11 protein-coding genes are annotated in these 12,775 nt (G+C 44.3%); 9 read left to right on the top strand and 2 right to left on the bottom strand.

The genetic code is table 11. The annotated features are described in order from the left end of the window. Nucleotides 1-32: 32 nt before the first annotated feature. Entirely contained in the window at nt 33-293 is a 261-nt protein-coding gene (gene atpC, locus CLV59_RS27135; protein WP_111595244.1) for an ATP synthase F1 subunit epsilon, read from the top strand. A gap of 549 nt (nt 294-842) precedes the next feature. Here atpC and CLV59_RS27130 read toward each other — a convergent pair. Next, nucleotides 843-1,394 (bottom strand): YqgE/AlgH family protein, encoded by a 552-nt coding sequence (locus CLV59_RS27130; RefSeq protein WP_111595243.1) that lies wholly within the window; start codon nt 1,392-1,394, stop codon nt 843-845. Nucleotides 1,395-1,882: 488 nt separating this feature from the next. Here CLV59_RS27130 and CLV59_RS27125 point away from each other — a divergent pair, with 488 nt between their 5' ends. Together CLV59_RS27125 and CLV59_RS27120 are read left to right on the top strand one after the other, a co-directional pair. After that, nucleotides 1,883-3,244, top strand: a complete 1,362-nt coding sequence (locus CLV59_RS27125) for a sensor histidine kinase (RefSeq protein WP_245950965.1) — start codon at nt 1,883-1,885, stop codon at nt 3,242-3,244. Between the two features lie 15 nt (nt 3,245-3,259). Continuing rightward, nucleotides 3,260-4,072 carry a HesA/MoeB/ThiF family protein gene (locus tag CLV59_RS27120; protein WP_111595242.1) on the top strand — a complete coding sequence of 271 codons (813 nt, stop codon included), beginning with the start codon at nt 3,260-3,262 and terminating at the stop codon, nt 4,070-4,072. Here CLV59_RS27120 and CLV59_RS27115 read toward each other — a convergent pair. Then, nucleotides 4,069-4,983 carry a S66 peptidase family protein gene (locus tag CLV59_RS27115; protein ID WP_111595241.1) on the bottom strand — a complete coding sequence of 305 codons (915 nt, stop codon included), beginning with the start codon at nt 4,981-4,983 and terminating at the stop codon, nt 4,069-4,071. The two genes, CLV59_RS27120 and CLV59_RS27115, sit on opposite strands and share 4 nt — an antisense overlap. Nucleotides 4,984-5,115: 132 nt before the next feature. Between CLV59_RS27115 and metG the strand changes: the two genes are divergently transcribed. From metG to CLV59_RS27085, 6 genes are all read left to right on the top strand, one after another. After that, a complete protein-coding gene (gene metG, locus CLV59_RS27110; protein WP_111595240.1) occupies nt 5,116-7,239 on the top strand; it encodes a methionine--tRNA ligase in 2,124 nt (707 codons plus the stop codon). Between the two features lie 232 nt (nt 7,240-7,471). Next, nucleotides 7,472-9,871, top strand: a complete 2,400-nt coding sequence (locus tag CLV59_RS27105; protein WP_111595239.1) for a 3-hydroxyacyl-CoA dehydrogenase/enoyl-CoA hydratase family protein — start codon at nt 7,472-7,474, stop codon at nt 9,869-9,871. Between the two features lie 8 nt (nt 9,872-9,879). Next, entirely contained in the window at nt 9,880-10,776 is an 897-nt protein-coding gene (locus tag CLV59_RS27100) for an ABC transporter ATP-binding protein (protein WP_111595238.1), read from the top strand. After that, entirely contained in the window at nt 10,773-11,564 is a 792-nt protein-coding gene (locus CLV59_RS27095; protein ID WP_170137940.1) for an ABC transporter permease, read from the top strand. Before CLV59_RS27100 ends, CLV59_RS27095 begins: the two co-directional genes overlap by 4 nt. Before the next feature lie 83 nt (nt 11,565-11,647). Beyond that, nucleotides 11,648-12,424 (top strand): 5'/3'-nucleotidase SurE, encoded by a 777-nt coding sequence (surE, locus tag CLV59_RS27090; protein WP_111595236.1) that lies wholly within the window; start codon nt 11,648-11,650, stop codon nt 12,422-12,424. A 42-nt stretch (nt 12,425-12,466) separates the two neighbouring features. Continuing rightward, complete coding sequence (locus CLV59_RS27085; RefSeq protein WP_111595235.1) at nt 12,467-12,766, top strand: hypothetical protein; 300 nt, start codon at nt 12,467-12,469, stop codon at nt 12,764-12,766. Nucleotides 12,767-12,775 lie beyond the last annotated feature (9 nt).

Here is a 12,775-nt window from a genome sequence, read left to right as displayed (position 1 = left end):
TACAATATATCAAACCATTTACGATCATTCTCATGCTATTAGAAGTATTAACACCGGAAAGAAAGTTATACTCAGGCGAGGTGTACGGCGTACAACTCCCAGGTATCGACGGTTCTTTTGAAATACTGGATAAACATGCGCCGTTAATCGCTGCGCTCGGAAATGGTAAAATGAAAGTGCTGAAAGATAAAACCCATGCTGAATTCTTTACCATCAGCGGCGGTTTCGTGGAAGTTTTACGCAATAAAGCCACCGTGTTGGTGGAAGGCGCTACAGCACTGGAGAAAAAATAATACCACCAGTACACATAATTAGCTAGGCCGGGTAAGATTACCCGGCCTTTCTTTTGTCCTAACTATTCCAATCTTAGAAGAAACCCACCAATAGCAAGATTACTCCGCGGGACTCCAATACCCCGTCTTCGGAAATACAACGTTAACGGCTATACGAAATAGTCGCCATAGCATTCCCTCCAACAGGGCAGCCTCGATTAAAGGCTGTGTATTATTACCTAATGAATTTGCTGATATTGATTGTGTTTGCTGTTAAACATTTGTATGCAGGTAAATGCACGACATCATGCGTCGCCAAAGAAGGAGCACTACTTTTCCATGTTAATATTTTCGCCTTCATAGGTATTGGTATTCGGTTTTTCTTTACCTGAAACGGGTAACAACGCGCTCTTTCACTATATTCTTACTTTAGCAAGATATTTAATTTGTTTTAAAAAAACATATATATTCCTGTTCATTTTTATAGACATAATACACACGATACAGTAGAATACAGATATTAGTCTGGGAATCACCCAGTAAGCAACAAAAAATAACAGGAAATATTTATCAGTTAAGCGAAGGATCTATCGGGAAATTAGCCATCATGGCGAAATTGCTTCCCATATTCTTTAAAGCATTCTGCCAGATTTGCTGCTCATCCTGCGCAAAAACCAAGGTAGGTAATGCCGGGGTTACTATCCATGACTTCTCTTTCATCTCCTCATCCAACTGACCACTACTCCAACCTGAATAGCCAATGAAAAATTTAATCTTATCTAGATCTATCTTGCCCTGGTTAATATTAGCCACCACACTGTCAAAATGCCCGCCCCAATATACGCCCGGACTAATCTCCAATCCACCCGTAATCACTTCTGGCTGCTGATGCACAAAATGTATCGTGTCCATCTGAACCGGCCCCCCCACATATATCGGAATCTTCGTGATCACCACCTCCGGAATCAATTCATCCAAATGCTGATCAAACAACTTATTCAATACAAATCCAAAACTTCCCTTCTCCTGATGCTCACACAATAACACCACAGTGCGGGAAAAATTAGGATCCTTCAAAAATGGATCCGCTATTAATAACACGCCAGGAGCCAATGCTGTCATAATCTATCGTTTTGATTCACTAATATAAATTTAAGGGTTTTACACTTATAAACGAGATTTCCACTGCGAGGAATGCAGTTCAGCAATAATTTATATATGCAGATAAAATTTAACTTGTAGGAGAGGGCATAAAAAAAGGAGGCTAGACAACCTCCTTACCATTTTATCAACCAAAATCTAAATCGCTTATGGAACGAATCCACGTCGATGTATGTAGAAAGTTTAATTTCTTGTGCTTTTGTCAAACTTAACTAAGCAAATTTAGTACCAGTTTGATAGGACAAAGGTAAGGAAAGATGAAATATAAAAATCAGAAGTTTGCCGTTAAAATTACGTTAAAGTAATATTGAATTGTTAACAGTGGCTGCACAAGCTCATATAACTATCTAATTTTGTATCATTGTTGCTATAGCAAGCATCTTTTTTAACAAAATAATACGCTCGAAACTTCCTGATTTATTTAAATTTAAGTCTTACTCATTTTTTGCATGATACCGTTGAAGCGAATTTTTCCTGTCATAGTTGCTCTAATCACCGTTTCTCTCTTAGGAATAATTTATATCCAGGTCAACTGGATAAAAAGTGCCGTTGTCATTAAAGATAAACAGCTGGACCAGAGAGCCATAGACGCATTGAATGAAGTAAGAGAATACTTTATCAATCACAAAGCCAATACCCGCACCCTCCGAATAAACTCCATATCCGGTACGGACCCCATGAATAATGGATTCTTCGATTTAGGCAAACAACAGGTATTACGTACCTACGTGACCGACCGCTTTACGCCCGCACAAATCGAAAAAGTAATCATCAACAGTCTCCGAGACCATCGCCTGGATACGGTACATTTTGAATTCGCCATCGCCGGACCAGTTGCTGGCATCGGCGCCTCCGTATGGCGCGTACAAACACCCGGATTTGCGAAGCTGTTCGGTATTGTCGCGAATGACACACTGTCAAAAAACAAAGAATACAAGATGGGAGTCATCCCCCTGGATGAAAACTATGGCCCCAATATGGAACAACTGTACCTCATCAGACCTGCAAAAGATGAGATCGTCCATCAGCTGACCATCATGATCATTGGAGGGGTGTGTTTCACGCTCATCATTATCACTGCCTTTGCACTCACCATCCGAACGCTGCTCAATCAAAAGAAGCTGTCAGAGATAAAATCGGACTTTATCAATAATATGACCCATGAGCTGAAAACGCCACTGGCCACCATTTCCCTGGCTATTGATGCTATAGGAAATGAAAAAGTGATGGATAATAAAGATAAAATCCGCTATTTCTCCGGTATCATCAAGGAAGAAAACAAAAGGATGAATAAACAGGTGGAAACCATCCTGCAATCTGCCCTCCTGGAAAAAGATGAAATCGGTCTGAAACTCCAGGCCATGGATGTACACGCAGTTATCCAGAATACCGTGGACAACCTGCAACTGCAACTGGCCAATAAAAACGGAATAGTAGATCTGCAACTGAATGCCGTAAACCCAGTGATCATGGCGGATGACGTGCATTTCTCCAATGTGGTTTTCAACCTCCTGGATAATGCCATCAAATATTCAAAAGAGAATCTGGAAGTCACTATCAATACTTATAACACCCGCAAAAGCCTGTTCATCATCATTACTGATAATGGTATCGGTATGAGTAAAGATACTATTTCGCGTATCTTTGAGAAATTCTACCGCGCACATACCGGCAACGTCCATAATGTAAAAGGTTTCGGCCTCGGACTGAGCTATGTGAAAGCGATTGTAGATGCTCATCACGGTAAAATCAAAGTGGAAAGCGTAGTGGGTAAAGGAAGTAAATTTACCCTCGAATTCCCACAGGAATAGTAAAAGGAACAGCGCATGATATTAAGTGAAAAAGAATTACAGCATTTTAAAAATCCTATAGCTGTACCCGGTTTCGGCGTAGCTATGCAGGAAAAACTGAAACTCTCCCGCGTGTTGGTAATCGGTGCAGGTGGCCTGGGAAGCCCGGTGATTCAGTATCTCGGCGCCAGCGGCGTAGGGATTATCGGTATCGTGGATTATGGCGTAATCAACACAGAAGATATGCACCGCCAGCCTATTTTTCACGTACAGGACGTGAAGAAACATAAGGCGAAAATGGCCGCCAGCAGGCTGTATGGCGTTAATCCATTTGCAAGACCATTCCCCTTCCTCTTACAGGCAAAGCCAGAAACAATGGCCTACCTCCTGGAGGGTTTCGATATAGTGATCGATTGTACACAACACCATGGTTCTCATCTGTTGATCAATGATGCTTGCATCCTACATAATAAACCATTGGTAATCGGTGAGGTACATAACTGGCTCGCCTGGTATGGCGGCTTTAATATGCCTATGCTGGATGGTACCGTTTCTGCTTCCTATCGTTGCGCACTGGACATTACAGACGACTACCGCAATTTTGATGCAGGCGCTTTAGGTATTACCCATGGTACTACAGGCATGCATATCGCCACTGATGTCATCAAATACCTGATTGACGTACCTATTGGTCTTACCAATAAACTTTATGGTATCGATTATCTGCACAATAGCACTACTGTACACGACCTGACGGCCAACAAAGCGTTGATTGAAACCACCAGGACAAACGGGCTCCTGTCCGCAGAAGACTACGGACTGGAAATCGTTCCGGATGTAGAGGATTAATCTTCCTGGAGCTTCAGGACGGTTTTAGCTTCACCTACTTTCAGGTGGTGTTTCATGCCCAGTTTAACAGTATAGTTTTCTGTCTGATGGCCTATGGGGAAATTAAAGCACACGGGATAGTCAAATTCCTTGACCATATTGTGAATAATTTCATATTCTGTCTGGCCGAATGGAGTAGTTGTTTCCTTACCATCGGTAAAACCGCCAACTACCAATCCGGCCAGCTTATCCAGCCATCCGGCCCTTTTCAGGTTGTACATCAGTCGGTCTACATTATATCGGTATTCCCCGATATCTTCTAACAACAGGATTTTACCCTTGGTATTGACCTGGGAGGCCGTACCTGACGCATTGGCCAGTAAAGAGAGATTACCGCCCACGAGGATGCCAGTGGCACTTCCTTCGCGGTTTAACTCATGGGAAGGAGTATTGTAACTGTATTTTTTTCCTTTCAGTACTTGTTCCAGGCTGTTCACATACGGATTTTCCACCGTGTCTTTGGTAATGCCACTGCACATCACAGAGTGAATAGAAGGGATATCAAAACGTTCCTGGATATGGGCATGCAGAATAGTTACATCACTATAGCCACAGAGCCATTTGGGATGTTTGCGGAATTTTTTGAAATCCAGCTTATCCAGTATACAAACCATCCCGTAACCGCCACGGCCAAAGACAATGGCTTTGATTTCAGGATCATCCAGCATGTCTTGCAGCTCTTCCAGTCTGAGTTCATCCGGGGCAGAGAAATTATGGAAACTGGTTCCAACGGTAATGCCTAAATGTACCCGGAATCCCCAGGAACGCAATACCTCTGCCGCATACTCCGCTGCTGCCAGTTCCATTTTGCTGCTGGAGCAGGTTACGCCTATTAAATCACCTTTTTTGAGATATGGTGGAATTTTTACCATTGTAGTTTTGTTTACCTTTGCAAGATTGGGCCGTTTTTTAAGCGGTCCGCCCGGTCTAAGTTGATGAAATGTATCGGCTATTCCAAAAACACAGTCATAATTAGAATTTATTTAAGTATTCTTTAAGATAGTATGGCAAAATTTAATAGATATTTAATAACTGCGGCATTACCGTATGCCAATGGGCCTGTTCATATAGGACACCTGGCAGGATGCTATATTCCCGCAGATATCTACGTGCGCTATCTCCGCGCTAAAAAAGCAGACGTGAAATTCGTTTGCGGTACCGACGAACACGGCGTGCCTATCACCATCAAAGCAATGAAGGAGAACGTAACTCCTCAAGATGTGGTAGACAGATATCATAAGATCATTGGAGATAGTTTTGCTGCCATGGGTATATCTTTCGATATCTTCTCCCGTACCAGCAATCCTGTTCATCATAAAACCGCATCTGACTACTTCCTGAAAATGTACAACGATGGCCTTTTCGAGGAAAAAGAATCAGAACAATACTTCGATCCCAAAGCCAACATGTTCCTGGCTGATCGTTATATTATCGGTACCTGCCCTCACTGTGGCAACGATAAAGCTTATGGCGACCAGTGCGAAAAATGTGGAAACAGCCTCAGTCCTGATGAACTGATCAATCCTCATTCCGCTCTCAGCGATGCTGTACCTGTGAAAAAGAAAACCAAACACTGGTACATGCCCCTGCAGAACTATGAACCATGGCTGAATGAATGGTTGCTGGAAGGTCATAAAGACTGGAAAAATAACGTATACGGACAGTGCAAAAGCTGGCTGAATAGTGGACTGCAAAGCAGAGCCATGACCCGCGACAGTAACTGGGGTATCCAGGTGCCACTGCCTGATGCAGAAGGGAAAGTACTGTACGTATGGTTCGATGCACCAATTGGTTATATCTCCGCTACCAAAGAACTGACCGAAAACTGGGCAGACTACTGGTGTAAAGATGATACCAAGCTGGTACACTTCATTGGTAAGGATAATATCGTTTTCCACTGTATTATTTTCCCAGCCATGCTGAAAGCGCACGGCGGCTTTGTATTGCCGGAAAATGTACCTGCCAACGAATTCCTGAACCTGGAAGGAGATAAAATCTCTACTTCCAGAAACTGGGCTGTTTGGGTAAATGATTACATCGCAGATTTCCCTGATCAACAGGATGTACTGCGCTATGTACTCACTGCCACTGCTCCTGAAACAAAGGATAACGACTTCACCTGGAAAGATTTCCAGGACAGAAATAACAGCGAACTGGTAGCCAACCTGGGTAACTTCGTAAACCGCACTATGGTGCTGATGCACAAACTTTGCGGTGGTAAAGTGCCTGTATTGCATGCAGACCTCGTGAACGACGAAGATCGTCAGATGATGAGCGAGTTTGCTATCACAAAAGAGAAGGTGGAAGCTGCGCTGGAAGCCTATAAATTCAGAGAAGCATTGTCTGAAGTAATGGCCCTTTCCACAAAAGGTAACCAATACATGCAGCGTAATGAACCATGGATACTGTCGAAAGCAATTGACAAGCTGAAAAATGGAGAAGTACTGGACAAGTATACAGCAGATGATTTGCCAATGCTGCAACAGCGAATTGATATCTGCCTGCATATCTGTCTCCAACTGACTGCTAACCTGGCTATCTTCATCAATCCATTCCTGCCATTTACTGCAAAGAAAATGCTGCATATGATGAAAGTGGTGGAAAAAATGTTGGATTGGGAGAATGCCGGTTCTTCGAAACTGTTAAGCGTAGGCTATACGCTGCGTGCGCCTGAACTCCTCTTCAAGAAAATTGAAGATGAAGAGATCCAGGCACAACTGGCCAAACTGGCTGCCTCCAAAGCTGCCAACGCGGCTGCAGCACCAGCGCCAGTTGAAGCAGAAAAACCTGCCGCTCCTGCAAAACCAGAAATCCAGTACGATGATTTTGCAAAACTGGAACTGCGTGTAGGAACCATCCTCCAGGCAGAGAAAGTGGAAAAAGCAGATAAACTGTTGAAATTGCTGGTAGACATTGGTACTGAACAACGTACAGTCGTTTCCGGTATAGCCATGCACTTCAAACCAGAGGATATCATTGGCAAACAGGTGACCCTCGTAGCTAACCTGGCGCCTCGTAAAATGCGCGGTATCGAAAGTCAGGGTATGATCCTCATGGCTGAAGATAACGGTAAACTGATATTCGTCAACCCATCCGAAGCAGTGAAAGCTGGTAGCGGTGTAAGTTGATTACCTGATAGATAAGAATAGAAAGAAAAGGTCCGTCTCTACTCCGCAGAGACGGACCTTTTTTGTTGGTCCCTTCCCCATCCCTTCCTGCCATTCATAGGTTCAGACCCGCTACAAAAACATATACAGGATTTTTTAACATCTCATCTTACTTTTCTACCCCAAAAAATCCTAAATTCAAGAATCTAAAAATATTGTTTGTATTCACTAACAGATTAAAGCTGGCCGTAATATGCAAAGACACATCAATAAAGTAGCCGTACTGGGCTCTGGGGTTATGGGTTCAAGGATTGCTTGCCATTTCGCAGGTATTGGCGTTCAGGTACTGCTGCTTGATATTGCACCGAAAGAACTGAATGATGCAGAGAAGAAGAAAAACCTCACATTGGATAGTCCTGCTGTGAAGAACCGCATTGTGAATGACGCCCTCCAGGCAGCTGTTAAGTCAAATCCATCGCCTGTTTTTACGAAAGATGTTATTAAAAATATCAAAACGGGGAACTTTACAGATGATATGAAACGCATTGCAGAATGCGACTGGATCATCGAAGTGGTAGTGGAAAACCTGGCCGTAAAGAAAATAGTATTCGAACAAGTAGAACAGTTCCGCAAACCAGGTACCTTAATTACTTCCAATACTTCCGGTATTCCTATTCATCTGATGGCGGAAGGCCGCAGTGAAGATTTCCAGAAACATTTCTGCGGTACGCACTTCTTCAATCCTCCCCGCTATCTGCGCTTACTCGAAATAATTCCTACTCCTCATACAGATCCTGCAGTGATTGATTTTCTGATGGAATACGGAGATCTGTATCTCGGGAAGACAACCGTACTCTGTAAGGATACGCCTGCCTTTATCGCCAATCGTGTAGGAGTGTACTCCATCATGGCTATATTCCATATCATGCAGGAAATGGGATTAGGCATAGATGAAATCGATGCGCTTACCGGCCCCGTTATCGGAAGGCCTAAATCAGCCACCTTCCGTACTGCCGACGTAGTAGGTATCGATACGCTTGTGAAAGTAGCCAAAGGCGTGTTGGAAAACTGTCCGGATGATGAGGCAATAGCCATCTTCAAAATTCCTGATTTCCTCCAGAAAGTAGTGGATAACAACTGGCTGGGAGATAAAACCGGACAAGGTTTCTATAAGAAAACCACCGGCCCTGGCGGAAAAGAAATTCTCACGCTGAACCTGCAAACCATGGAGTATGGTCCAAAGCAGAAAGCGAGATTCGGCAGCATTGATGCCGCCAAGCCTATAGAAGATCTCAAACAGCGACTGAAAGCCCTCGCTGGCGCTACAGATAAAGCCGGACAATTCTATCAGCAATTCCACGCTCACCTGTTTTCTTATGTGTCTCATCGTATTCCTGAAATAGCAGATGACCTGTACAAAGTGGATGACGCCATGAAAGCGGGCTTTGGATGGGAAATAGGACCTTTCGAAAGCTGGGATCTCTTTGGTGTAGAAGCTTGTGTTAAGCAGATAGAAGAAAAGGGTCTGACTGTTGCGAGCTGGGTGAAAGATATGCTGGCAAAGGGCATTACGTCTTTCTATAAAGTTGATAACGGTAAGAAATTCTACTACGATATTCCTTCTCAATCCTATAAAGCATTGCCTGGCGAAGGCGCTTTCATTATCCTGGAAAACTACTCCAGTAATGTGATCTGGAAGAATAGTGCCAGCAGATTGATTGACATCGGCGATGGCGTTGTTTGCTTCGATTGGCAAACCAAAATGAACACCATTGGCGGAGAAGTACTCGAAGGATTGAACAAGGCAGTAGACCGTGCGGAGAAAGATTTCCGTGGCCTCGTGGTAGCCAACGATGGCACTAATTTCTCTGCAGGCGCTAACGTCGGAATGATTTTCATGATGGCCGCAGAACAAGAGTATGATGAGCTGGATATGGCGGTACGTCTTTTCCAACGCTCTACTATGCGGCTTCGATATTCCAGCATACCTGTTGTAGTTGCGCCACATGCGCTCACTCTCGGCGGCGGTTGCGAAATGGCATTGCATGCAGATAAAATACAGGCGGCTGCAGAAACATATATCGGACTGGTAGAACTGGGCGTAGGCCTGATTCCTGGCGGTGGCGGTACTAAAGAAATGACGCTTCGTGCAAGTCTTGAATTCAAAGAAGGACGCATTGAAGAAGAACCACTGAAAGATTACTTCATGACAGTAGCCACTGCAAAAGTAGCGACCTCCGGATTTGAAGGCTTCGATATGGGCGTATTACGTAAAGGTCATGATGAAATTACCATGAATCCTGGCCGTTTGATTGCAGATGCGAAACGTAGTGTAATTGCTTTGGCAGATGAAGGCTACACGAAACCAGTGGAAAGAACTGATATCAAAGTGATGGGCCGCAGTGCGCTGGGTGCATTACTGGCAGGTATATACGCCATGAAGTTTGGAAACTATATTTCTGAACATGATGAAAAAGTAGCACAGAAACTGGCTTATGTAATGTGTGGCGGAGATTTGACCGAGCCATCATTCGTGAGCGAACAATATCTGCTGGACCTGGAACGCGAAGCATTCCTTAGTCTCTGTGGAGAACGTAAAACCCTGGAAAGATTACAAAGCGTAATTAAAACCGGCAAACCAGTCCGGAACTAATTAAACCTATGTCTATATTATCCTTACAAGGCATCTCCAAAAGGTATGGTGCCATCCAGGCGCTGTCCGGTGTATCATTTGATGTTCCACCCGGCAGCGTCTTCGGCGTTTTAGGCCCTAATGGCAGCGGCAAAACAACCCTGCTAGGCATCGTTACAGATGTCCTCAAAGCCGATAAAGGCAGTTTCCAACTGTTCGGTAAAACGGCTACAGCAGCAGAAAGGCGCAAAATCGGCACCCTGCTGGAAACCCCTAACTTTTATCATTATCTCAGCGCCTGGAAGAATCTGGAAATCAGTGCTTCTATCAAACAGCGTGGGAAAGATGATATTGAACGCGTACTCCGGATTTGCGGACTTTATGACCGCAGAGATAATGCGTTCAAGACCTATTCCCTCGGTATGAAGCAACGCCTGGCTATTGCGGCGGCGCTGCTGGGCGATCCGGATGTACTCATCCTCGATGAGCCTACCAACGGCCTGGACCCCGCCGGGATAGCGGAGGTACGCGCACTGATCCATGATATGGCAAAAGCAGGGAAAACAATCATTCTCGCCAGCCATCTGTTGGATGAAGTGGAGAAAGTATGTACACACGTAGCTATTCTGCAAAAAGGAAATCTCCTGTTATCCGGACCTGTGAATGAAGTGATACAGCGCACGGATTTCGTAGAGCTGGCAGCTGGTAATAACGAAGAGCTGGTGCGACTGATGTTGCAATATCCGGGTTGTAGTAGCGCTACTATCGCCAATGGCAAAGTAATAGCGTCCTTTACTGCCAATCCTGATCCTGCCGCTATTAACGGCTGGTGCGCGAACCATGGTATATGGCTCAAACATCTGCAACTGCGCAAAAAATCGCTCGAAACCGCATTCCTGGAAATCACCCATACCGCTGCCTCATGAAACAAATCATCCTTGCCGAATGGCTCAAATTAAAATACTACCGTACCTTCTGGGTGATCCTGATCCTGTCTGTTATCATACCCATTGCCGGGAATTACACCGTTGCTGAGATCTTCAGTAGCAAAGATTTGAAACAAGCCCAGTTTTTACTTGGGGGGCCTTTTAGTTTCCCGGATGTATGGCAGACAGTAGCCTGTGTGTCCAGTTTTGTTTCTGGTCTATATGGCATACTGCTCATCGTAATAGTCACGAACGAATATAATTTCCGTACAAATCGTCAGAATATCATTGATGGGTGGGAACGGAAAGATTTTGTGTTCGCGAAACTTTTCTGGGTGATGAAACTGGCCGTTTTGTCGCTGGTAGTTGTTGCCATTGTGGGAGCGCTGCTGGGGATGGCATATGGCTCCAAATCTTTCACCTTTGAGGGTTTCAATTTTGTTTTTTATTATTTCCTCCAAGTGGTGGTACAACTGATCATCGCATTGCTGATCGCTGTTTTTGTAAGCAGACCAGGTTTGAGTATTGTCATCTATTTCGCTTACAACATGATGATAGAACAGACGCTGGTGACCATTCTGAAGCGGAGTGTGGGTGCGATCGGAGGCTTACTGCCCTTACAGGCCGGAGATGAGTTATTACCGTTCCCTGGCACTAAAATGCTCGCCCAGAGCATGCCTGGAGGGACTACTACCTACGATACTTATGTGTATTTAATCGCCATGGTGGTGTATATCACTTTAGGTATCTGGTTGGTTTTCAGGAAAGTAACCCGCACAGATCTATAAATAAGCCAATATATTTTACATTCTTTTAAAGCAAAATGTATCAGATAGCGCTTAAATTTGTGAAGAATGTAAAAATGTGAATTATGGCAGAACAGGAAAAACTCATACTGGTAACCAACGATGATGGTATCACTTCTCCGGGAATCCGTGCATTGATTGAAGCGGTACGTCCGCTGGGGAGAGTGGTAGTTGTGGCGCCAGACAGTCCGCAATCGGGCATGGGACACGCTATCACCATCGGAGTCCCCCTGCGTTTAAACCAGGTGGAAATCTTTGAAGGGATAGAAGCATGGCAATGTTCCGGTACGCCTGTTGATTGTGTGAAGCTGGCGAGAGACAAAATCCTGGGCCGAAAACCGGATATCTGCGTAAGCGGTATCAATCACGGCGCCAATCATTCCATTAACGTCATTTATTCCGGAACAATGTCTGCCGCTATGGAAGCTGCTATTGAAGGTATTCCATCTGCCGGCTTTTCCTTCCTGGAATATGATTATAAAGCAGATTTCTCCCTGCCGGCAAAGGTGGCGCGGGAAGTAACTGAACGCATGCTGCAAAATAACCTGCCGGCAGGGACCCTTTTCAATGTCAATATCCCAATTGTAGAGGAGAAAGACTTTAAAGGGCTGAAAATATGCAGACAGGCAGATGCCAAATGGGTAGAAGAATTTGATGAGCGCAGAGATCCTCACGGCAAAAAGTACTACTGGTTAACCGGCGAGTTCAAAAACCGTGATGTAGGCGAAGATACAGACGTATGGGCGCTCGAAAATAATTATGCTTCACTGGTGCCGGTGCAGTTTGATCTGACCAACTATAAGCTGAAGAAAGAACTGGAAGAAAAGTGGAAGGATTTGTAGCAAACAGACTGGAATTCATTTTATCGCCATTATAAATATGCTATGCTTAAGAAAGACAATTTACCTTTAGGGATCTTGCTGGGACTGTTTACGCCTGTCTTCGCATTTTTTCTGTACTATCTGTTTGCAGTGCGTCCGTCGCATATCGACTTTTTCCAATTCCTGGGGGAACTGAAAGGTAACTATCACCTGATACCCAAATTAACCAGTATATGTCTGCTGTTAAATGGACTAGTGTTTTATCTTTACACCCGCGTCAGGAAAGATGTCACTGCTAAAGGCATTTTCCTGGTAACCATGCTGTATGCGATTGCCATATTGCTGATGAAACTGATCAGATAATTTTTAACA

This window comes from Chitinophaga dinghuensis (assembly GCF_003259435.1).
Taxonomy (GTDB): domain Bacteria; phylum Bacteroidota; class Bacteroidia; order Chitinophagales; family Chitinophagaceae; genus Chitinophaga; species Chitinophaga dinghuensis.
Note: the sequence above shows the minus strand (reverse complement) of the source record. Positions and strands in the feature narration are given on the sequence as shown.